This is a genomic window from Burkholderia sp. BCC0398 (assembly GCF_902833245.1).
Lineage (GTDB): Bacteria > Pseudomonadota > Gammaproteobacteria > Burkholderiales > Burkholderiaceae > Burkholderia > Burkholderia sola.
Genome location: NZ_CADFEM010000005.1, coordinates 381,492 through 403,456 on the forward strand (window position 1 = coordinate 381,492; position 21,965 = coordinate 403,456).

22 protein-coding genes are annotated in these 21,965 nt (G+C 66.9%); 9 read left to right on the top strand and 13 right to left on the bottom strand.

Features of this window, described 5'->3' with window-relative positions; genetic code table 11:
* Positions 1–376: 376 nt before the first annotated feature.
* Positions 377–763, bottom strand: coding sequence for a MerR family transcriptional regulator (locus HWX76_RS13585; RefSeq protein ID WP_050015280.1), 387 nt, complete (start codon positions 761–763; stop codon positions 377–379).
* Positions 764–849: 86 nt separating this feature from the next.
* On the opposite strand from HWX76_RS13585, the gene HWX76_RS13590 reads away from it, so the two are divergent.
* Both HWX76_RS13590 and HWX76_RS13595 read left to right on the top strand, forming a co-directional pair.
* Complete coding sequence (locus tag HWX76_RS13590) at positions 850–1,758, top strand: alpha/beta hydrolase (protein WP_176015927.1); 909 nt, start codon at positions 850–852, stop codon at positions 1,756–1,758.
* Between the two features lie 328 nt (positions 1,759–2,086).
* The gene (locus HWX76_RS13595; protein ID WP_089490035.1) at positions 2,087–3,514 is read left to right on the top strand and encodes an MFS transporter; all 1,428 of its coding nucleotides are present in this window, start codon (positions 2,087–2,089) and stop codon (positions 3,512–3,514) included.
* 125 nt (positions 3,515–3,639) lie between these two features.
* Here HWX76_RS13595 and HWX76_RS13600 read toward each other — a convergent pair whose 3' ends face one another.
* Both HWX76_RS13600 and HWX76_RS13605 read right to left on the bottom strand, forming a co-directional pair.
* Entirely contained in the window at positions 3,640–5,040 is a 1,401-nt protein-coding gene (locus tag HWX76_RS13600) for an LLM class flavin-dependent oxidoreductase (RefSeq protein ID WP_176015928.1), read from the bottom strand.
* Positions 5,037–6,308, bottom strand: coding sequence for an acyl-CoA dehydrogenase family protein (locus HWX76_RS13605; protein WP_176015929.1), 1,272 nt, complete (start codon positions 6,306–6,308; stop codon positions 5,037–5,039). The genes HWX76_RS13600 and HWX76_RS13605 overlap by 4 nt, the downstream gene beginning before the upstream one ends.
* Before the next feature lie 293 nt (positions 6,309–6,601).
* On the opposite strand from HWX76_RS13605, the gene HWX76_RS13610 reads away from it, so the two are divergent.
* From HWX76_RS13610 to HWX76_RS13630, 5 genes are all read left to right on the top strand, one after another.
* Positions 6,602–7,840, top strand: coding sequence for an SfnB family sulfur acquisition oxidoreductase (locus HWX76_RS13610; protein WP_050015271.1), 1,239 nt, complete (start codon positions 6,602–6,604; stop codon positions 7,838–7,840).
* A gap of 258 nt (positions 7,841–8,098) precedes the next feature.
* On the top strand, positions 8,099–8,566 hold the full coding sequence (locus tag HWX76_RS13615) for a hypothetical protein (RefSeq protein ID WP_050015269.1): 468 nt from the start codon (positions 8,099–8,101) through the stop codon (positions 8,564–8,566).
* A gap of 129 nt (positions 8,567–8,695) precedes the next feature.
* Entirely contained in the window at positions 8,696–9,169 is a 474-nt protein-coding gene (locus HWX76_RS13620) for a universal stress protein (protein WP_050015267.1), read from the top strand.
* A gap of 51 nt (positions 9,170–9,220) precedes the next feature.
* Positions 9,221–9,496 carry a DUF1488 domain-containing protein gene (locus HWX76_RS13625; RefSeq protein ID WP_050015265.1) on the top strand — a complete coding sequence of 92 codons (276 nt, stop codon included), beginning with the start codon at positions 9,221–9,223 and terminating at the stop codon, positions 9,494–9,496.
* Positions 9,497–9,797: 301 nt separating this feature from the next.
* Positions 9,798–10,448 carry a BON domain-containing protein gene (locus HWX76_RS13630; RefSeq protein ID WP_050015409.1) on the top strand — a complete coding sequence of 217 codons (651 nt, stop codon included), beginning with the start codon at positions 9,798–9,800 and terminating at the stop codon, positions 10,446–10,448.
* A gap of 73 nt (positions 10,449–10,521) precedes the next feature.
* Here HWX76_RS13630 and HWX76_RS13635 read toward each other — a convergent pair whose 3' ends face one another.
* The 5 genes from HWX76_RS13635 to HWX76_RS13655 all read right to left on the bottom strand — a co-directional run bounded on the left by HWX76_RS13635 (position 10,522) and on the right by HWX76_RS13655 (position 15,170).
* Positions 10,522–12,288 (bottom strand): SulP family inorganic anion transporter, encoded by a 1,767-nt coding sequence (locus HWX76_RS13635; protein WP_050015263.1) that lies wholly within the window; start codon positions 12,286–12,288, stop codon positions 10,522–10,524.
* Positions 12,289–12,396: 108 nt separating this feature from the next.
* Positions 12,397–12,621, bottom strand: coding sequence for a hypothetical protein (locus tag HWX76_RS13640; RefSeq protein ID WP_050015261.1), 225 nt, complete (start codon positions 12,619–12,621; stop codon positions 12,397–12,399).
* 138 nt (positions 12,622–12,759) lie between these two features.
* On the bottom strand, positions 12,760–13,749 hold the full coding sequence (locus tag HWX76_RS13645; RefSeq protein WP_176015930.1) for a TIGR00730 family Rossman fold protein: 990 nt from the start codon (positions 13,747–13,749) through the stop codon (positions 12,760–12,762).
* A 22-nt stretch (positions 13,750–13,771) separates the two neighbouring features.
* Positions 13,772–14,107 (bottom strand): c-type cytochrome, encoded by a 336-nt coding sequence (locus tag HWX76_RS13650; RefSeq protein WP_050015257.1) that lies wholly within the window; start codon positions 14,105–14,107, stop codon positions 13,772–13,774.
* A gap of 61 nt (positions 14,108–14,168) precedes the next feature.
* Positions 14,169–15,170, bottom strand: coding sequence for a nitroreductase family protein (locus tag HWX76_RS13655; RefSeq protein WP_050015256.1), 1,002 nt, complete (start codon positions 15,168–15,170; stop codon positions 14,169–14,171).
* A 171-nt stretch (positions 15,171–15,341) separates the two neighbouring features.
* Between HWX76_RS13655 and HWX76_RS13660 the strand changes: the two genes are divergently transcribed.
* Positions 15,342–16,331: a zinc-dependent alcohol dehydrogenase family protein gene (locus HWX76_RS13660; protein ID WP_050015254.1), complete on the top strand. Its 990-nt coding sequence runs from the start codon at positions 15,342–15,344 to the stop codon at positions 16,329–16,331.
* Between the two features lie 26 nt (positions 16,332–16,357).
* On the opposite strand, the gene fnr is transcribed toward HWX76_RS13660, so the two are convergent.
* The 3 genes from fnr to HWX76_RS13675 all read right to left on the bottom strand — a co-directional run bounded on the left by fnr (position 16,358) and on the right by HWX76_RS13675 (position 19,262).
* Positions 16,358–17,131: a fumarate/nitrate reduction transcriptional regulator Fnr gene (fnr, locus tag HWX76_RS13665; protein ID WP_050015252.1), complete on the bottom strand. Its 774-nt coding sequence runs from the start codon at positions 17,129–17,131 to the stop codon at positions 16,358–16,360.
* A gap of 300 nt (positions 17,132–17,431) precedes the next feature.
* Complete coding sequence (locus tag HWX76_RS13670; RefSeq protein WP_089490178.1) at positions 17,432–18,079, bottom strand: response regulator transcription factor; 648 nt, start codon at positions 18,077–18,079, stop codon at positions 17,432–17,434.
* A 349-nt stretch (positions 18,080–18,428) separates the two neighbouring features.
* Positions 18,429–19,262 (bottom strand): universal stress protein, encoded by an 834-nt coding sequence (locus HWX76_RS13675; protein ID WP_050015248.1) that lies wholly within the window; start codon positions 19,260–19,262, stop codon positions 18,429–18,431.
* A gap of 89 nt (positions 19,263–19,351) precedes the next feature.
* Here HWX76_RS13675 and HWX76_RS13680 point away from each other — a divergent pair, with 89 nt between their 5' ends.
* The gene (locus HWX76_RS13680; RefSeq protein ID WP_060733340.1) at positions 19,352–20,404 is read left to right on the top strand and encodes an RNA-guided endonuclease TnpB family protein; all 1,053 of its coding nucleotides are present in this window, start codon (positions 19,352–19,354) and stop codon (positions 20,402–20,404) included.
* Between the two features lie 13 nt (positions 20,405–20,417).
* On the opposite strand, the gene HWX76_RS13685 is transcribed toward HWX76_RS13680, so the two are convergent.
* Positions 20,418–20,921, bottom strand: a complete 504-nt coding sequence (locus HWX76_RS13685; protein ID WP_050016723.1) for a universal stress protein — start codon at positions 20,919–20,921, stop codon at positions 20,418–20,420.
* A gap of 146 nt (positions 20,922–21,067) precedes the next feature.
* Positions 21,068–21,907 carry a universal stress protein gene (locus tag HWX76_RS13690; RefSeq protein ID WP_124630148.1) on the bottom strand — a complete coding sequence of 280 codons (840 nt, stop codon included), beginning with the start codon at positions 21,905–21,907 and terminating at the stop codon, positions 21,068–21,070.
* Between the last annotated feature and the right edge of the window lie 58 nt (positions 21,908–21,965).

Genomic DNA, 21,965 nt, shown 5'->3' on the forward strand with positions numbered 1-21,965 from the left:
CTGAATGACGGGAATCAACCGCCAGGCGGCGGTTTGCTGGTAGCGGACATGGATGTGGCCCCCGTTCGGATCACGTCTGTTTTACTTCTTCGTCTTGCATTTCGCCGACGCGCATTTCTTGCATGCCGATGCAAATGCAACTCTCAGTCCTGTTGTTTTTTCGTGCTGCGATTGCGTATTGCGTCGAGTGCAATGGGAGTAAATACCACGCGATTCGGCATGTCAAGGATGCGCTTATAAAAAGCGTTTGTAATCGACCGTCATTGAATAGGCGCGTTTTTTTGTGGTGGTGCGGCGGCCGCGTATCCTCGCGCGATCTCGGTGTGGGGGGGCCGACGGGTGAGGCGGCGCCCGAGCCGGGCTGGCGAACCGCGCGTCAATCGAGCGGCGGCACCGCGCCATCGCGCAACATCTTGACGAGCCGCGCGCGCCGCTTTTCGAGATCGGCGATCTGGCGGTCGATCGCTTCGAGGCGTGCGCGCTGGACGTCGGTGATCTGGTCGCACGACCGCGCGCCGTCGATCAGCAGCATGCAGTCCGGAAAGCCGCGAATGTCGTCGAGGGTGAAGCCGGTCGCGATCATGCGCTGAATCTGCTTGACCTGCGTCACCGCGTTGTCGGCGAACAGGCGATAGCCGTTGGCCGCGCGCACCGACGCGAGCAGGCCGTGCTCGTCGTAGTGCCGGATCGAGCGCACGCTCGCGCCGGTGAGCTGCGCGAGTTTGCCGATGGTCAGCAGGGGCTGGGTAGGCGGGTTTTTCATGGAAAGCAGGTTAGCACGATCCGCTTGACTCTCACACCAGTGTGAGGGTTGAGACTGGGCGTCCGTTCATGCCTGGAGGAAAAATCGTGACGACCCGAGTGCTGATCCGCTGGCTGATGGCCGTGATCTGGTGGGCGACGCCGTTCGCCCTGGCGTACGACGCGGCCGCCGCGCCGCTGAGCTATACCGTGACGTCGACGGACGGCGTGAAGCTGGCCGTGCAGGAAAGCGGCGACCCCGACGGCGTGCCGGTCATCCTGATCCACGGCCTGCTCGGCAGCCGGCTGAACTGGGACGCGCAGGTCCGGAGCCCCGACCTGCGCGGATTCCGGATCATCACGTACGACCTGCGCGGCCACGGGCTGTCGGACAAGCCGCTCGGCGCGCAACCGTATCGCGACGGAACCCGCTGGGGCGACGATCTCGCCGCGGTCATCGACGGTGCGCATGCGCGCAAACCCGTCGTGGTCGGCTGGTCGCTCGGCGGCGCGGTGATCTCGAACTACCTCGCCAAATACGGCGATCGCGCGATCGCGGGCGCCGTGTATGTCGATGGCGTGGTCGAGCTTGCGCCGGGCCAGATCGTCGATCATCCGGACGTGTACCGGGACATGAATGCGCCGGACCTGAAAACGCATCTCGATGGCGAGCGTACGTTCGTCGGTCTGTGCTTCAACCGTCGGCCGGATGCCGTGACGTTCGAGCGCTTGCTCGCGAACGCCGCGATGGCGTCGTGGGACATGCAAAAGACGATTCCGACGATGTCGGTGTTCGCCGCCGCGGGGCTCGGCAATGCGCGTGTGCCGCTGCTCTTCATCTACGGCGGCCGCGACGCGCTGGTCGATACGCACGTGACGCTGGCTCGCGCGGCCGAGTTGAATCCGCGCATTGCCAGCAAGGTGTACGCGGAGTCGGGGCACGCGCCGTTCATCGAGGAAGCCGAGCGGTTCAATCGCGATCTGGCCGCGTTCGTGCGGTCGGCGTCTGCGCAATGAAGTCGTGTGCCGCGCGGGCCGGCGAGGTGGGGCCGGCGTGACCGGCTAATGTAACGAAGCGCGGGGCGATCCGTTAGCGAAGGCATTCTCGATTGCACATGCGTGCTGCTGCCAAGCGCCGCCCGCGCAACTTTATGACGCACGCCGATTAATTTATCGGTTTATATCGTTTGGGATTGCCGGACCGGAGGAACAGAATTTCCGCTGCCGGAACCCGGCGACAGCGGCGCCGCGTTCGTTCGACGCCGCGATGGTCGCGCAGGCACTTGCCCGGTTCCCGGCTTCACGACGACCTTGCCATGAATTCGGCATCAAACTAAGGAATCCGATGAGTTCGATCGATCTGAGCCCGGTCACGCCGGTTTCTTCTCCCATCCGCTCGGCCAGCGACGTCGCGCGCCTGATCAATACGGTGGACAGTTCGGTCAGCCACGCACGGATGATCGTGCTGCTGGCGCTCGGCGGCGTGTTTCTCGACGCGTACGACCTGACGACGCTGTCGTACGGCATCGACGACGTCGCGCGCGAATTCGGGCTGACGCCCGCGCTGACCGGGCTGGTCGGGTCGGCGATCATGATCGGCACGATCTTCGGTAGCCTGATCGGCGGCTGGCTGACCGACCGGATCGGCCGCTACCAGGTGTTCATGGCCGACATGCTGTTCTTCGTGGTCGCGGCGATCGCGGCCGGGCTCGCGCCGAATGTCTGGGTGCTGATCGCCGCGCGCTTCGTGATGGGGCTCGGCGTCGGCATCGACCTGCCCGTCGCGATGGCGTTTCTTGCCGAATTCTCGAAGTTCAACGGCCGCGGCAACAAGGCGTCGCGGCTCGCCGCGTGGTGCCCGATGTGGTACGTCGCGTCGTCGGTGTGCTTCCTGTTGATCTTCGGCCTGTATTTCCTGCTGCCGGCCGAGCATGCGGGCTGGCTGTGGCGCGCATCGCTGATTTTCGGCGCGGTGCCGGCGCTCGTCATCATCCTGTTCCGCAACCGCTTCATGAACGAGTCGCCGCTGTGGGCCGCGAATCAGGGCGACCTGGCCAATGCCGCGCGCATCCTGCGCGAGTCGTACGGCATCCACGCGCATGAAGCGGACGATGCGCGACGCGAGCCGAGCCCGCCGCCCGTGCGGATTCGCGTGCTGTTCCAGCGTCCGTATCTGGGGCGCACGATCGTCGCCAGCGTGATGAACCTGTGCATCCCGTTCGAATACACGGCGATCGCGTTCTTCCTGCCGTCGATCCTGTCGCAATTCCTCGGTGCGGGCGTGTTCGAGACGATCGCGGCATCGCTCGCATTGAACGTGCTGTTCGCGTTCACCGGCGGCTTGCTCGGCATGCGTCTCGCATATCGGTATGCGTCGCGTCATGTCGCGATCGCGGGGTTCGCGCTGCAAACGGTCGCGCTCGTCGCGCTGGCGCTCGCAGGCCATCCGCACGGGGCGATCGCGGTCGGCGTCGTGTTGCTGATGCTCGGTACGTGGTTGTTCGCCGAAGGCTTCGGCCCCGGCGCACAGATGATGATCTATCCGACGCTGTCGTATCCGGCCGCGATTCGCGGCACCGGCGTCGGCTTCGGGCGGTCGTTGTGCGGCATCGGCCAGGCGCTGGCGCTGTTCGTGCTGCCGATCCTGCAGGCCCGTCTCGGCACCGACATGTTCTGGGTCGTCGCGATCAGTGCGGTCACGCCGATCGTGTTTCTGCTGATCGTGCGGTACGAACCGACGGCGCATGACGTCGACGACGAAAGCGTGGCGTAAGCGCCGAGGGGACGTTTACCGCCCCCTCGGAAAACACGAACGGCTTCGTCGAATCGCACGAAGCCGTTTGTACTGAAGCCGGTCGCCGCGCGAATGCGGACAGACCGGCTTCGATATATGACGCGTCAAGCGCTGACCGCTTCCCGCTCGGCCGCGCGCTTGACCTGTTCGATATCGCGAAACTGCGCGGCCGGATGTTCGTCCGGCAACCGCGCCGAGCCGCCGAACAGTTTTTCGCGCAGCGTGCCCGGCGCATACGCGGTCGGATACACGCCACGGCGCTGCAGTTCGGGCACGAGATAGCGCACGACGTCCTCGAAGGTTTCATGCGCGACCGCATACGCGAGATTGAAGCCGTCCACGTCGGTCGCGGCGACCCATTCCTGCAGGATGTCCGCGACGGTCGCCGCCGACCCGACGAACACCGGGCCCATCCCGCCGATGCCGCCCCACGCCGCCAGCGCCTCGATCGTCCACGCGGTGTCGCCGCCCGACAGGTGTTCGACCGCGGACACGATTGCATTCGTTTCGACGCGCCTGACGGGATCGGTCGGCGCGTACTGGCCGAAGTCGATGCCGGTCCAGCCCGACATGAACACCAGCGAGCCGTCGTACGACACATAGCGGCGATACTCGTCGAACTTGGCCCGCGCCTTCTCGTCGGTCTCGTCGACGATCACCGTGACGAGGTTGTAGATCAGCACCTTGGCCGGATCGCGCCCGGCGGCCGCGGCCTGTGCACGCACGTCGGCCACGTAGCGCGCGAGCTGGTCGCGGGTCGGCGCGGCGACGAACACGCATTCGGCGTGCTGCGCGGCGAACGCCTTGCCGGGGCCCGACGCGCCCGCCTGGAACAGCACCGGCGTGCGCTGCGGCGACGGCTCGCACAGGTGATAGCCGGGCACGTCGAAGAAGCGGCCCTTGTGGCCGATCTCGTGCACTTTCTCCGGATGCGTGAACACACGGCCGTCGCGATCGCGCACCACCGCGCCATCTTCCCAGCTGCCCTCGAACAGCTTGTACAGCACCTCGACGTATTCGGCCGCGACCGCATAGCGGTCGTCGTGCGTGCGCAGCCCGTGATCGCCGACGTTCTTCGCGCCGCTCTCCAGGTACGACGTGACGATATTCCACGCGAGCCGGCCCTTCGTGTGATGGTCGGCGGTCGACAGCCGGCGCGCGAACGTGTACGGGTGCTCGAACGTCGTCGACGCGGTGATGCCGATGCCGAGATGCTCGGTCGCCATCGCGATCGGCGCGGCCAGTTGCAGCGGATCGTTGACCGGGATCTGCGCGGCCTGGTGCAGCGCGTGATAGTTGCTGCCCTTGTACACGTCGTAATAGCCGATCACGTCCGCGATGAAGATCGCATCGAAGATCCCGCGTTCGAGCACGCGCGCGAGGTCTGTCCAGTAGTCGAGATCCTTGTACTGCCACGAGCGGTCGCGCGGATGCGCCCACAGGCCCGGCGATTGATGACCCACGCAGTTCATCTCGAATGCGTTGAAGCGAATGGTCTTGCTCATTGCGCGGCCCTCGTTTCCGCTGCGGCGTCGGTATTGGCGCCCGCACCGTTGCCCACGCGCCAGACGAACGGCGGCGTACGGCCGTTGATGATCCAGTCGCCGACGATGCGCGCCTTGTACACGAGCGGGTTGTGCGACGACACCGTGCGCGCGTTGCGCCAGTGGCGATCGAGCGCGGTCGTGCTGCGGGTCGCGGATGCGCCGAGCGCGTCGAACAGGCGCGTCGCCGCGCGCAGCACGAGTTCGGACACGACGAGCTGGCTTTGCGCGGATTCGATTTCGGCCGCGACGTTCGCGGCCTGCTCGGCCGCTTCGTCGCCGCCGAAGCGCGCTTCGTACGCGTGCTGAAGCGGCTGCGCGGCGCGCAGCGTGAGCGCGTCGGCCGCGTACGCCCATGATGCGATCTCGCCGATCACCTGCTGCAGCTGGGCGTCGTCGCCGGCACGCTGCGCATTGCCGTGGCTGTAGACGCGCGTGCGGTTGCGCACGAGCTCGCCCGCATCGTGCACGATCGCGTGGCCGATACCGGCCAGCGTCGCGACGTGGAACAACTGGTAGAACGCGGTCTGGTATTTGAAGCGGCGTGCGAAATCGATCACGTTGTCCGCGTCGACCGCCGCATTCTCGAAACGCGTCGTGCCGCTGCCGGTGGTGGTCTGGCCGAAGCCGTCCCAGTCGTCGTCGCGGATCACGCCGGGCTGCGCGGTCGCGACGGCGACGATCACGTCGCTGCCGTCGTGCGCGCGCTGCGCGAACACGTCGATCCAGTCGGCGAACAGGCTGCCGGTGCTGTAGAACTTCCGGCCGTTCAGCACGAGCCGGCCGTTCTGCTCCGACACCTTCGTGACGGTCTGGCCGAGCGGTACGTCGCCGGCTTCCGACCACGCATTGCCGACGAGCTGGCCGCTCGCGAAGCGGTCGAACCAGGTCGTGCGCTGCGGCCCGGGCGTCGCGTTCAGCCAGTCCTCGACGAACGCGAAATGCCCGCGTAACGCCTGCGGCAAATTGGAATCGGCGGCGGCGAGCTCGGTCAGCAGCCGGAACAACTGCGGCAGCGATGCGCCTGCGCCGCCGGCGCTTGCCGGCAGCCGGATCGCGCCAAAGCCTGCCGACTTCAGCCAGCCGATCGCCTCGTGGGGTAGTTCGCGGTTGCGTTCGCGCTCGGCGGCGCCGGCGGCGATACGCTCGAAGATCGGCCGGAACCGGCTCGCGAGCGCGTCGTAATCGGTACCGGTGGAAAGGTCGGGAGCTGCGTGCGACGAAGTCATGCGGATTTCCTCGAAGGGCGGGGCCGTGTGCGCCGGGAGCCCAGTATAGGAAGCGCGATGCAAGCGTTCCAATAACGGATTCTCGGATCGTTATCGTCGCTGCGTATTACCGAGACCCGCGCGGGGACGTATCGACGTTCTCGCGTCCATTGCGACGTCGAAGCGCCGATTCACCTGCATCCATTGCGACGTCGTTTGTTCTCCAAAGGAATATCGTTTCGAGAATCGCTCGGTTTTCCGGTCCGCGCGGCGCTGCTAGATTGACTGCTTTCGCCATTCGACAGGAGAACCCGATGTCAGACACGAGCGCGACGATTCAGGATCGGCCGGCCGAAGCACAACCACAGCTGGCCCGTGTGATTGCGGATGATGCGGAAGCGATCGCGGTCGCGCATGCGCTGGCGCAACGTCTCGCGCAAGGGGCCGCCGAGCGCGATCGAGAACGCCGGCTGCCGCGTGAGGAAATCGAATGGTTCTCGCAGTCGGGGCTGTGGGCGATCACGGTGCCGAAGGCGTACGGCGGCGCAGGCGTGTCGCACGTGACGCTCACCGAGGTGATCAAGATCGTCGCCGCGGCCGATGCGTCGCTCGGGCAGCTTCCGCAGAATCATTTCGGGCTGATCGACGTGATCACGCTCGTCGGCACCGACGCGCAGAAGCGTCATTTCTTCGCCGAAGTGCTGAGCGGCAAGCGGTTCGGCAACGGATTCTCGGAGAAGGGCACGAAGCACGTGCTCGACCTGAAGACGCGCGTGCGGCGCGACGGCGACGACTATGTGGTCGACGGCACGAAGTTCTATTCGACCGGCGCGCTGTTCGCGCACTACGTGCCGGTGCTCGGGCTCGACGACGCGCAGCAGGCCTGGCTCGCGTACGTGCCGCAACCGACGCCGGGGCTGACCGTGATCGACGACTGGTCGGGATTCGGGCAGCGCACGACCGCGAGCGGCACGGTCGTGCTCGACGCGGTGCGCATCCCCGCGTCGCACGTGCTGCCCGCGCAGCGCGTGTCGGACGTGCCGACGCTCAACGGCCCGCTGTCGCAGATCATCCAGGCGGCGATCGACGCGGGCATCGCGAAGGCGGCGATCGACGATACGCTCGCGTTCGTGCGGACCCGCACGCGGCCGTGGGTCGACAGTGGCGTCGAGCGGGCGGTGGACGATCCGCTGACGATCCGCGAAATCGGCCGGCTGCATATCCAGCTGCATGCGGCCGACGCGTTGCTCGAACGCGCGGCGCGCACGCTCGACGAGATCGCGGCAAAGGGTGACGTGACCGAAGACGACGTCGCGCGGGCGTCCGTCGCGGTCGGCGAAGCGAAGGTGCTGACGACCGAGGTCGCGTTGCTCGCCGGCGAGAAGCTGTTCGAGCTGGCCGGCACGCAGTCGACGCTCGCCGAGCACAACCTCGACCGGCATTGGCGCAATGCGCGCACGCATACGCTGCACGACCCGGTGCGCTGGAAATATCACCTCGTCGGCAATTACTACCTGAACGGCGCGCGCCCGGCGCGGCATGCGTGGAATTGAACAGTCCGCGGCAAGCGAGGCGGGCGCCGAGGATCGGTGACGCGCCCATGCCACGGGCTGCGCCGCGCCGCTCAAGCCAGCGGATCGTCAAAAGTATGTTCTCGTGGCGACGAAGGCGACGTCCGCGATGTGCACCGCACGACGGCGATTGACGCAGGTCAACCGCATTCGCGCCGCCGGCAATACAGTGGACTCCGGCGCTTGCATGACGCGGCGCCCGATGGCGCGCGCAAGTCGCCGCGTGATGAGGCATGGGCAATGAAACATCCGACGTGGGCGATCGGGGCTGCGCTCGCGCTGGGCGCTTGCGCCGGTATGAGCCAGGAGGCGGCGTTCCGGTCGACCGAGACGCAATTGCTGGCGGCACGAGAGGCTGCAGCGCTGCACTGTTCGACGGCACCCGAATGCGACCGTGCATGGCAGCTCGCACGGCGCTACGTCGACGCACGTTCGTCGACCCGTATCACGCGATTCAGTGAGGACCGGATCGAAACCGCGCAACCGCATTTCGCCGGAGAAGTCTATCTGTGGGCATCGCGCACGGCATCGGGCGACGGCGGCGCGGTGATTCGGCTCAAGGCGATGTGCAAGGGCATGTACGGCACCGACGGCGGCCCCGGCTGGCAATACGATGCATGCGTGTCGAAGATTCTTGAAATCGAGCGGGGCTTCGCGGCGTACGAGCGCCCGCCGGACACGCCGGCGCTGCCGGTCGACCCTCGCTAATCGGCGCCGTCCGCGCCGGCGCATACCGCTTCGAACCGTTGACTTCGGTCAACGCAGGTTTCCGGCGAGCGCTGATGATGAAACAACGCCGAACGTCACCGGCGCGTCCAGTCATCCAGCGAGGTAGGTATGTACACGAACATCATGGTCGCCGTGGACGGCAGTCCTTCGTCGAGTCAGGCGCTTGAAGAGGGCCTGAAGGTTGCCCGGTCCTGCGGCGCGCGCGTGTTCGCCGTTTTCGTCGTCGACCAATCGCTTCTGATCACGTACGCCGGACGCATGAACCCGGATGCGCTGCTCGACGAAGTCCGGCGCGATGGCGCGGCGGTGCTGCGAAGCGCGGAACGGGCCATCTCGCATGCGGCCGTCAACGGCGATACCGAAATCGTCGAGACCGAACCCGGCCAGGATATCGCTGAACGGCTGCAACGCTATGTCGTCGAACGGTCGATCGATCTCGCGGTGGTCGGCACGCACGGCCGGCGCGGCGTCCGTCGGCTGGTCCTCGGCAGCGTAGCCGAACGCTTTCTGCGCGGATCGCGTTGCCCGGTCCTGCTCGTACGCGGCGACGATGCCGCGCCTGCTGCCGTCGCGGCAGCCTAGGGTCGCCGCGCCCGATACCGGGTCGGCCCGCCATCTGCCCAAGGGATCGTCATGCCGATAACTTTTCCTTCCGAACCGCCGACGTATTGCGGCCAGGACCCGGCGCTGGCCTTTCCGGCCGTGGTCGAAGGCCGCCGCGTGCGCTGCGTGATCACCGCGGAAGCGCTGGAAGACCACTTCCGGGCGGCATCGTCGCGCGAACAGGATCTCGTCGATGCATTCGCACGCCATCGCCCCGCGATCGAACGCGCGGCGCGCTGCCTGCTCGAGGAGATGGACGGCAGGCCGATCCTGCTTCACAGCGGATTTTTCCGGTTCTGTACCTGATCGCGCCGGGTCGTCGACGCGTATCAAGCGCGTGACGGTGCGAGCGGATACGCCGATTTCTGAAGCGTCCTTCGTCCTTCGTCCGTTGTGCGACACGCGATGTCGCGCGAGTCCGATCCGCATCGGGGCGCCGCGCTGGCGGGACGAAAGCGCGGGCCGCGTGCCCGCCATTCGACGAAGTGCGAACCCGGCGGCGACTGCAACGCATCCGTTGACCTGCATCAGCAACGGGCGGCCGCGTGTGTGCAAATCTGGTCGTGTATGGCGGACAAGCGCGCCGCGGCTCTCGGGAGTACAGATGATGAAAACCGACAAGCAGTTGAAGCAGGACGTTCAGGACGAACTGGAATCCGACCCGGCAATCGATGCGACACGAATCGGTGTCGAGGTCTCCGACCGGATCGTGACGCTTTCGGGTCACCCGCCGAGCTATGCGGAGAAACTCGCGATCGAGCGCGCGGCGAACCGCGTGGCCGGTGTCAAGGCGCTCGTCGTCGACATGACCGTGCATCTGCCGAACGACGACATCCGTACCGACGAGGACATCGCGAATGCCGTGCGCTCGGTGCTGCACTGGACGGTCGGGCTGCATGACGACGCGGTCAAGGTGCAGGTCGAACACGGCTGGATCACGCTGTCCGGCAAGGTCGAATGGGCCTACCAGAGCCATCTGGCCGTGCGCGCGATCTCGCAGATGCGCAGCGTGACCGGCGTGACCGACCACATCGTCGTGCAGGGGGCGGTCGGCTCGGCCGACATCGGCGGCAACATCAAGCGCGCGATCATGCGCCACGCGGAGCGCGAGGCGAAACACATCGCGGTCGAGGTGCGCGACGGCACCGTTCGGTTGTCCGGCAAGGTCGGCTCGTTCTCCGAACGCAAGGCCGTGCGCGGCGCGGCGTGGTCGGCGCGTGGCGTGCGCGCCGTCGTCGACGACCTGGTCGTCGAGTAAGGCTGGCGGACTGAAGTCGGCCGCTCCTCCCGGCCGGATGCGATACGCGCGGCGGCCGCCCGTCTTCAAGCGTCTAGCCGCCCTTCCTTTTCCGCGCGGGCGGCGATGACGCCGGGCGCATGCGGTGTTCGCCCGCGCCCGCGTGCTCGCCTTTCCGCTGGACGTGATGCGCCACGGCATCGGTCACGGTCGGAAAGAAGCTGGCCGCACCGAACACATCGAACAGCCCGTAGGCGCGCAGGCGATCCTTCACCGGCCCCTTCATTTCCGCGAAGTTCAACGCGATGCGTTGCTCGCGGAGTTCTTCGCACAGCGCGACGAGCCGGTCTGCCGCGCTGACGTCGATATCGGTGACGGGCTCCGCGGCGACGACGATACGCGCGACCGGGCATGCCGAGCGCGCGATTGCCGCGTGCAGATGCTCGCAGAAGATCTCGACGTTCGCATAGAAGAGCGGTGCGTCCCAGCGGAACAGCACGAGGCCCGGGATTTGCACGGCGTCCGGATGGCGTGTGATGTCGTGATAGCCGCGCACGCCTGACAGCCGACCAAGCACGGCATCGTACGGGTGCCAGGCACGCCACACGAACGACAGCAGCGACAGCGCGCTGGCGAGCAGGATGCCGGGAACGACACCCACGCTGATCACGCCGGCAAGGCACAGGACCGAAATCAGGCATTCGCCGCGGCGCATCCGGTACAGCCGGACGACGCTGCGGACGTCGGCGATGCCGAACGCCGCGTAGATCACGACTCCGGCCAGCGCCGCGCGCGGGACGACCGTCAGCAGCGTCGGCGCGGCAATGAGCAGTATCGCGATGCATGCGGCCGCGACGAGATGGGCGACCTGGCTCTGCGCGCCGGCGGCGATCGCCACCGGCGTGCGGGACGCGCTGCTGCTGACCGCGCAGCCCTGCGTCACGCCCGCCAGCAGATTCGCCGCGCCCAATGCGATCAGTTCCTGGTTGCGGTCCGGCGTGTCGCCCGCACGCACGGAAAGCGCACGCGACAGCATGCTGATGTCGGCGAACGACACCAGCGCCACGGCGATCGCACCGGACGCGAGCGCGCTCAGGTCGGCGAGCGAGACAGCCGGAAGGTGCGGGGTGGGCGCACCGGCCGGCAAGGCGCCGACCGTGGCGATGCCGTGCAACGGCAACACGCGTGCGGCCAGGGTCGCCGCGAGCACGGCGATCAATACGCCGGGCCAGCGAGGTATCACGCGCTTCATCAGGAAAATGGCCGCCAGAACACCGACACCGAGCAGGCAGGCAGTGGGTGAAAACCGGCGGTCGACGAGGGCATGCATGATGTGCGGGACGCTGGCGAACACGTCGCCGCCCGATGCGGTCATGCCGAACAGCTCGGGCAGGCGGCCGATCGCGAGCGTGATCGCAATGCCGTTCAGATACCCGTACTGGATCGGGCGCGACAGCAGGTCGGTGACGAAGCCGAGGCCGAGCGTACCGAGCAGGACGCAGATCGTACCGGCCAACAGCGCCAATGCGCCGGAGAGCGCGATGGCCCGCTGCGGATCATGGTCCGCGAGCGGCGCGATCGCGCCGGCGATCAGCGCGGCCAATGCCGAATCGGGGCCCAGGACGAGGATGCGGCTCGGGCCGAGTACCGCATAGGCGAGCAATGCCGCGATCGACGCATACAGTCCGGTGACGGCCGGCAGGCCGGCCGCCTGCGCGTAGCTCATGCCGACCGGAACCAGCACGGCGGAAAGCGCGATGCCCGCATAGAGATCGCGCGGTAACCATGCACGCCGGTAGTTCGCGAGCAGCGCCACACCCGGGAACATGCGTGCGATGCGTCCGGAACGGGGCAGGTTCATCGCCGCTTCATCCAGCGGATATCCGGTAAAAAGGAACTGATCGATCCGGCAGGTGCAGGTTCATCGGCATGGGTGCAGCGCGCGGCACGGAAACGACCGCGCCCGGCTTCATGCAGCCTTGAGCGCCGAAAGTTGGAGCGCCTGCGCGAAACGGGCCAGCGTGGCGATCGATCCCGTCACGCTTTCGTACCGCTCCCGTCCGATCTGGCCGTCGAGGATCACGAGCATGCCGGCGTCGCGGGCGAGGGCGACCAATGCCAGCGTGTCGAGCGCGGCTGCATCGGACCGACCGGACGGATTGCCTGAATCGGCAAGCTGGGTAGCGTGTGACATGACGTCTCTCCTGATGGCCCGCGATCGGTGTGCCGGGAGCCGTGATCCGTGATTTCAGTATCGTCGGCGCGCATGCGCGATTCAATCGGCGTGTCCCGAAGTTGTAGTAGGAATCGAGCGGCGGCCGTCGGCGGATTCCTACACGGCGGACGGCTTCGGCGAAGGGCTTCGTCGGGCCGGCCGCCTGGCGCGGCACCGTGCGTACCACGATCCGATCGCATGCCAGATGTCGGCGGCCGATTCGCAGTAGGTGAACAGTTCGAGGTCGCGGCGGTCGATCATCCCTTCGTCCGCGAGAAACGCCAGATCGACGGCGCGCCGCCAGTACGCTTCGCCGACCAGGACGACCGGCAGCGGCGCGATCTTGCGTGTCTGCAGCAGCGTCAGTACTTCGAACAGTTCGTCGAACGTGCCGTATCCGCCGGGGAAAAACACGGCGGCCTTGGCGCGCTCGAGCAGGTGAAGCTTGCGAATCGCGAAGTAGTGGAACCGGAAGCACAGATCCGGCGTGATGTACGGATTCGGCGCCTGTTCGCGCGGCAGCTCGATATTGAAGCCGATGCTCGGCGCGCCGCGCTCATAGGCGCCGCGATTGGCGGCCTCCATGATGCCGGGGCCGCCGCCCGTGACGATCGCGAGGCGCGCGGTACGCGTGCGCCGGTCGGCATGGCCGACGATACGGCCGAATTCGCGTGCGACCCGGTAGTACGCGCTGTGCTCGACAAGACGGCTGGCGACCGCGACGGCCCGACGCCGGCCCGGGTCACGCGGGCGCAGCGCGAGCAGGCGGTTCGCTTCGTCGAGCCGAGCGTTCGCGACAGCGGGGGCGACGATGCGCGTGCTGCCGTAGATCACGACGGCATGGCCGATTCGCTCATGTTGCAGGCGCGCCTCGGCTTTCCAGTAGTCGAGTTGCAGCCGGATCCCGCGCATGGTCGCGCGTTGCAGCAACGTCGTGTCCGCGTCGTCGGGCGTGCAGTTCGGATGGCCGGCGAGATGCCGCGCCCGACGCGACGGCCGCGGGATGTCGTCGAGGCCGGCGGTCGCTTCGGGCCGGGCGCGTATCCGCTTGCCGTGCGCGCCGCCGCGCGCGGTGCCGGCGGGAACGCGTTTGACTATCGTGGGCATGAGCGGGAAGGCAGTGGCACGGTCACTGACTCAGCACCCATTGGACGAGCTGATGGGCGTCGTCGGCAGAGAGCGGCCCGCCGCGATCGATGGCGGACGGCATCGGCGTGTCGCCCCAATGCGTGGGGCCGCCGACGCGCAACTTGCGCTCCAGCTCGGCGGCCGCGTGCGGATCGCCGCGGTAGCGCGTGGCGATATCGTGGAACGACGGCCCGAGGAACGTCATGTCGGGCGTGTGGCAGAACATGCAGTGCTGCGCGTTGACGAGCTCGGTCGGTTCGGGCACGGTCGTTTGCGCGGCCGCCGTGCCGGCAATGGCCGCGATCAGAAGGAAAGCGAAGCAACGCGTGATGTTCATGGTTTTTCTCGTCCGGATCGGCAGGCGCGCAGCGCGCCGCCGGTTGCGCTCAGGCGATCACTCACGAGATCACTTCGCCGAGCGGGCGACGGGGCGAATGCGGCGTGTGCGGGCCGCGGCCGACTCGCAGCAGCAACTGCGGCTCGCCGCGCAGCCCGAGCGTCCGGCCGAGGTCGGCACGCAGCGCGGCCGTCTCGATCGGCTGGTTCAGGTACGACGCCGTATAGCCCGCGCGCGCCGCGACGAGCAGGATTCGCTCCAGCGCCTGGCCCGCGGCCAGCCACGCTTCGCGATCGTCGCGCACGGTCGACAGGCAGACGATCAACGGCGACGCGCCGACGAGCTGGTGATGGAGCGCGGCCAGCCCGTTGCCGAGATCGAACGTCCGCACCGCCATCGTCACGACAGGCGCCGCGAAGTCCAGCAGCGTCGGTACGCCGGCCGCGAATGCCGGCATGCCGTCGACGCGCCGGCGCGGATCGATCCAGCTCGCCAGTTCGCGGCGAAAGCGCGGATCGGCGAACTGCTGCTGGTCGGCCTGCGCAACCAGTTCGGCGACCCGTGCGCGATGCGCGATCGAGTCGATGCACGCGACCTCGGCGCCTTCCGCGACGCCGGCCGCGATCAGCTCGCGCTGAATCTCGTCGGGCACCGCGGTGGATTCGAACGGCGCGCGCGTCGTGACGCGCGCCTGGATTGCGTCGAACAGCCCGCCGAGAGACCGATCGGAATAGCCGTCGTCGCAGACCCGGACCAGCGCAAGGAGATCGGGGTCGACCTCGGACGGAAACGTGCTGATCGTGTGGGCGAGGCCGGCGTGATCGAGCGCGACGCGCAGATTGAGCAATGCCGCGCCGCAACTGATGATCAGTTCGCGGTCGAACGGATCGACCACGGGCAATGCGCGGACCCGGTCCGCGCAGACGGCGATCGTGGCGCCGTTGACGATGAACCGCCACGGCTGGGAATTGTGGCTGGACGGGGCCAGCACCGCGTACGCCAACAGCGACTTCAATTGATCGTCGACATGGGCGCTCGCGGCAAGCGGGGGAACGGACATCATTGATCATCTCCTGGCACGCCGCGCGGGCGACGTCATGCCATCTCATCGTGTCAGCAACCGTCCGGCAGCCGTTGACCCACATCAAGCGCCCGTCACCGGGCCATGCACGCGCGATGCGCCGGGGTTAGTCTTGGACAGCGAAGCACGAAGACGATCGGCCGGGAGGTGAGCATGCTTGCGATGATGTTTGACGGCACGACACCGCATTTGCGCGAGGCGCGCGTGCCGGATCCGCGGCCGGCGCCGGGCCAGTTGTTGATCGACGTGCATGCATGCGGTGTCTGTCGAACCGATCTGCACGTCGTCGACGGCGAGCTCGCGCACCCGAAGCTGCCGCTGGTGCCGGGGCACGAAATCGTCGGAACGGTGCGCGTGCTCGGCGATGGCGTGACGGGGTTCTCCGTCGGCGACCGGGTGGGGGTTCCCTGGCTCGGTTCGACATGCGGGCATTGCGCGTATTGCACGTCGGGCCGCGAGAACCTGTGCGACAGCCCGGGTTTCACGGGCTATACGATCGACGGCGGCTACGCCGAGTGCGCGGTCGCCGACCACCGGTATTGCGTGCACCTGCCGCAACGCTATTCAGATCTCGAGGCCGCGCCGCTGCTGTGCGCCGGCCTGATCGGCTATCGAACCTTGCGCATGGCCGGCGATGCGCGTCGCATCGGCATCTACGGTTTCGGCGCGGCCGCTCATCTCGTCGCGCAGGTCGCGCGTTTCGAGGGGCGCAAGGTGTTCGCGCTGACGAAGCCCGGCGATACCGCGGCCCAGCAGCTCGCGCTGTCGCTCGGCGCCGCGTGGGCCGGCGGCAGCGACGAAACGCCGCCGGAAACACTCGACGCCGCGCTCATTTTTGCGCCCGCGGGCGCGCTGGTGCCGGCCGCGCTGCGCGCCGTGGGCAAAGGCGGGATCGTCGTATGCGGCGGCATTCACATGAGCGATATCCCGAGCTTTCCGTACGCGTGGCTGTGGGGCGAGCGCCGGATCGCGTCGGTCGCCAACCTGACGCGTGCGGATGCGGCCGAATTCATGCGGATCGCCGCTGCGATGCCGCTGCGGGTCGAAGCCGTGCGCTACGCGCTGACCGATGCGAATCGCGCACTCGACGATCTGCGCAGCGGGCGCGTGTCCGGCGCCGCCGTGCTCGGCATGCGCGATTGATCCCGCCCGGTATCCGCGCGTTCTGCTCAGATGCGCCCGAGGCCTTCCGGATCCACGATGCGGATCTGCTTGCCTTGCGCGGCGACGAGCCCGTTGCGTTGGAACTTCGACAGCATCCGGCTGACCGTTTCGAGCTTCATCCCGAGATATTCGCCGATCTCGTCGCGCGTCATCCGCAGCACGAATTCGGCGGCCGAGTAACCGCGCGCCTTGAAGCGGGTGGAAAGGTTCAGCAGGAAGGCGGCCACGCGCTGCTCGGCGGTCATCGTGCCGAGCAGCACCATCTGCGCCGATTCGCGGACGATTTCGCCGCTCATCATCTGATAGACGTGATGCTGCATCGGCCGCACTTCGCGACACATCTGCTCGAGCTGGCCGAACGGGATGATGCAGACCGTGCTGTCCTCGAGCGCGATCGCGTCGCCGTTGTGCCGCCCGGTGTGCACGCCGTCGAGCCCGAGCGCTTCGCCGACGATCTGGAAGCCGGTGATCTGCTCGTCGCCGTCGCGATGCATCATCACGGTCTTGAACGACCCGGTTCTGACCGCATAGATGCTGTGGAACGCGTCGTCCGCGCGAAACAGCGTTTCACCGCGTTTGACGTGGCGCGTCGTGCAGATCATCGCGTCCACCCGGGCGAACTCGTCGGGCGTCATTTCCCGCGGCATGCAAACGGTGCGCAGCGTGCAGGACGAGCAGCGCGACGACGTGCGCTTCGGCTGGTCCGTCCGCGTGACGGGATGCAGCGGAATGAACGGGCGCGACGGCGCCGTCGTCGGGATGTCGGCATGGCTCTGCATGATCTGCTCCGGTTGGGGCGGCAGCGGGTCGCACCGTCGCGGTTGCGCTGGCCGTCGTACAGGCGGACACGAACGTCGCCGCCTGGTTGGTCGAATCGGCGCCCATCGGATCGGCGGGCCGGCAGCCGTCGCGACGGGACGGCAAGGCCGGGCAGCTCCGGAAGGCACGCCGGTGTGTTGTTGTTGATCGGAGTATGGACAGCCGAGCGCTTGATTGAAATCAGCGGAAATTGAAGATGCGGTAGGTGTTAGGGAAGGTTTGTAGGACGATTCCTACAAGGGTGCGGCAGGTTGTCGCGGTCAGAGTTCGTCCGGGTCGTCGAACAGCCGGTGGCGCATCGCGTACCGGACGAGCGCCGTATCGTTGGCCATCTGCATCTTCTCGAGGATTCGCGTCTTGTAGGTGCTCACGGTCTTGACGCTGACGCACAACGCCTGCGCGATCTCGGAAATGGACTCGCCGGACGTCACGCGTCGGAACACGTCGAACTCGCGGTCGGACAAGCGTTGATGCGGCAACAGGTCGGTCGGCTCGTTGAGGCTTTGCGCGAATTGCTCCGCCATCGACAGGCTGACGTACACGCCGCCGCCGGCAATTTTCGTCAGCGCGGCCACCAGCTCCGCGCTCGCGCTTTCCTTGGTCATGTAGCCCGATGCGCCGGCGCGGAACGCGCGCACCGCATATTGCTGCTCGGCGTGCATCGTCAACACCAGGATGTGCAGGGCCGGTTTCTCGTCCTTGATCTGCTTGATGAGTTCGATGCCGTTGCGGCCGGGCATCGACAGGTCGAGCACCAGCACCTCGGCCTCGGTGCCGCGCGTCAGCGCGATCGTCGATGCACTGTCGCTTGCTTCTCCCGCCACGACGAAATCGTGGGCGTTCTGCAGGATGTGCCGCAGGCCGTCCCTGACGAGCGTGTGATCGTCAGCAATGAGTACCCGGATCATGGCGTGCATCCTTTGCCGGTTTGCGCGGGGCACGCGCCCGCCGGCGTTCGTCGATCCGGCTCCGACCGGAATGTTGCAATCGCCCGATTCTGAACGGTGGACATGATGACTGCCGTCGATGAACGGACGATGTCTCTTCAAAGGGTCGCATCAAAAGCGTCTCCGATGCGCCGCAATTGTGCGCGTTTCGCCGGTATTCGCCAATCGGGCCGGATGCGGACGCGTGCTGCATCGCAGGCTTGACTGGCGTCGGCCGGACGATATGCGTCGGGCCTACGGGCAGAACGCTGATGCGGCCGTCTCGTGACGAGGCGGGCAGCCGTAACCAGGCAGCCCGAACCTCGCCGGTTCAGTGAGACAGCAGCACCGGCACCGTCATCGTCTCGAGGATCGTGCGCGTCGCGCCGCCCAGCACGCGCTCGTGGGCGCGGGTATGGCTGTACAGGCCCATGACGAGCAGGTCCGCATGCACGTCGGTCACCCGGTTCAGCAGCGTCCCGCCCACGCCGACCGACCGCTCGCGCGGCGTCGTCGAGAACGACGCGCGAACGCCGTGTCGTTCGAGATACGCGGCGACGTCGACGCCGGCCGGCGTCCGGTCCGGATCGGGTTGCCCGCGGACGACCGTCTCGACGTTGACGAAGCGTGCGCGGGCGAGCAGCGGCAGCGCGTCGGCCATCGCGCGCGCGGCCTCGCGCCCGCCGTCCCAGCCGATCAGCACGTTCTCGCCGAACGTGCGCACGTCGCCGGCATACGGCACGACGATCGCCGGACGGCCGCTGCCGATCACGACATCCTCGACGAAATGGCGCGCCACGTAGGTCATGCGGTCGTCGGGATCCTCCTGGCCGAGCACCAGCAGATCGGCGTGACGGGCGTGCAGGATCGCGGCATCGATCGCATTGCCGGCCGGCGCCTGCCATTCGACGCTGCGTCCGGCGCGTTCGGCGGCCGTCAGGAAGCGTTCTTCCGCCTCCTTGCGCCGCTGGTCGCACAGGCGCTCGTAGACGGCCAGCTTCAGCGGTTCGTCGGGCCGGCGCAATGGTTCGAGGAGATCCTGGCAGACCAGGTAGAGGCCGATCAAATGCGCGTTCCAGCGTCCCGCGAGCTGGAGCGCGAGGTCGACGCGCGTCGCGCAGCGATCGCTGTCGTCGAGATGAACGAGCAGGGTCTTGTAGCTCATCAGTTGCTCCGAGAAACCCCGTCCTTCAGGACGGGGAGGAAAGGATTGCTGTTGACAGGCAGCTTTTCCCAGGGGTTAGGATCACCTGCATGATCCTTGTCTACCGCTACCGGGTGAAATCGCTCAACGGACTGCTCAACAAGCAGAGCCGCGCGGTGAACTACGTCTGGAATTTCTGCAACGACACGCAGAAGCACGCGCTCAAGTGGGGCAAGAAGTGGCCGACAGGATTCGACCTGAACGTATTGACGACCGGCAGCAGCAAGGAACTCGGTATTCACTCCGGCACGGTCAACGCGACGTGCGAGCAATACGCGAAGTCGCGCAGTCAGCACCGTCGGCCTTACGTGCGCTATCGCGGCAGGAAATCGCTCGGCTGGGTGCCGCTGAAGGGCCGTGACCTGAAGCGCGAGGGTGACGCGTTCCGTTTCGCCGGCAACATGTTTCGCGTGTTCAACAGCCGGCCGCTTCCCGAAGGCAAGATCAAGGATGGGACCAACTTTGCGCAGGATGCACGCGGCAACTGGTTTCTCAACATTGTGATCGAGATGCCGGATGTTCCGGCCCGACCTATCCGTTCCGGTGTGGGCATCGATCTCGGCCTGAAAGACTTCGCCGCACTTTCGACCGGCGAGAAGCTGCCCAATGACCCGTTCGGTCGACGCGCGGCGGAAAAGCTCGCGAAAGCGCAACGAGCGCGAAAGCACAAGCGGCATATCGCGAAGCTGCACGCGAAGATCGCCAATGCCCGTGCCGACTTCCAGCACAAGCTCGCGCTCGATCTGGTGCGGCGTTTCGATTACATCGCGGTCGGCAACGTGTCGGCCGCGAAGCTCGCCAGGACCAGGATGGCGAAGAGCGTCTACGATGCATCCTGGTCGTCCTTCCGGGACAAGCTTCGTTACAAAGCGATCGCGCACGGGGCCACGCTCGAGGAAGTCGACGAAAGCGGTTCTACCCAGTCCTGTTCGGCGTGCGGGTCGCAAGCCAGCACGACGCGGCCGAAAGGTATCGCGGGACTGCGAATAAGAGAATGGGCCTGCAGTGACTGTGGTGCCGAGCATGATCGAGATACCAACGCTGCGTTGAACATTCTCCGATGCGGACGTGCATCGCCAGGTGTGGGAATCCTCTCCCTTTAGGGAGAAGAGGACGTCAAGATGGCTCCTTTTCGGTGGAAGCGGCCGTGACGTCGGCGGATGCCTTCGCCGCGCAGCTCGCCGGAATCATCAGGACCGGGCATCTGGCCAGGCGCAGCACGCGTTCGGCCACGCTGCCGAGGAACAGGCGCCGAAAGCCGCGCCGGCCATGCGTGCCCATCACGATCAGATCGGCGTCGATCTCGCCCGCGACGCCGACGATCCGGTGCGGGATGTCTTCGCCTGCCGGCGCGACGTTGGAAATCTGCGGCGTGCCGGCCACGTCGCGCGCCTGCATGCGCCGCGCGGCGTCCTCGGTCACGCGCAATCCTTCTTCACGGAACGAATCGACCAGGATCGACGGATCGTATCCGACCATGTCGTAGGCCGGCGCCAGGAAATCGACGACGTAGACGGGTGTCAGCCGCGCACCCGTTTCCGCCGCGAGCGCCAGCGCGGCGTCGAGTGCACGGGACGACGTGTCGCTGCCGTCGAGTGCCACCAGAATGTTCGAGTACATGGCATTTCCCTTGAACGGATGTGGATGAAACCATCATCGGCGCGTGCACGCCGATGGCGCTGATCTGGATCAAGCGTCCCGGTTGCCGCGCAGCCCGCCCGCCGCGGTGCGATTCACGCGTCGTTGGTCGATGCGCGTCGGGCGGCTCAGTGCGACATCAGCACCGGCAGCGTCATCGACGCGAGCACCGTGCGCGTGGCCCCGCCCATCAACAGCTCGCGCCAGCGCGGATGGCCGTACGCGCCCATGACGAGCAGGTCGGAACCCGTGTCATACGTGCGCGACAGCAGCGTGTCGCCGACGGACGAGCCGGCGCCGGCGTCGATGTCGAGCACGTTCACGTCGTGCGCATGGCGCGCCAGCATCAGCGCGGCATCGGCGGCCGGAATCCGCGTGGCCGCGGCCTCCGACTTGCCGTCGACCACGGCGACGACCGTCGTGCGTTTCGCGTGTTCGAGAAAGGGCAGCGCGTCGTGCGCGGCGCGGGACGCTTCGCGGCTGCCGTCCCATGCGACGAAGACCCGTTCGCCGACCGACGGGAATTCTCCGGTGTACGGCCAGAACAGCACCGGGCGGCCGGCGGTCAACACGAGATTTTCCGGAAACTGGTCGTCGATATAGGTCTCGGGATCGTTCGGGTCGCTCTGGCCGGCAATCACCAGATCGGCGAGACGGGCGGCGCGCGGGACGGCCACGTTCGCGCGCTCGTCGGTGCGAATCCAGGTTGCCGGCACCTTGGCGCGCGCCGTTTCCGCATGGAACAGACGCTCCAGCGCGGCCATCCGCTCGTCGCGCCGTTCGCGTTGCGCGCGGAAATAGTCGGCGGAACCGGCCATCACGTAGAACGAATGCGGCTCGGGCGTGTAGATCGCGAACAGCCCGGTGAGATGCGCACCGAAGCGCCGGGCGAGACGCAACGCGAACTCGAGACGCGAATGCGCGCGGGTGCTCGTATCGAGGTGCACGACCATGCTTTTGTAGCTCATCGGAATCGCTCCATCGACGGGTGATCCGCCAGTGCAATCCAGTCTACGAAGCAGGGTT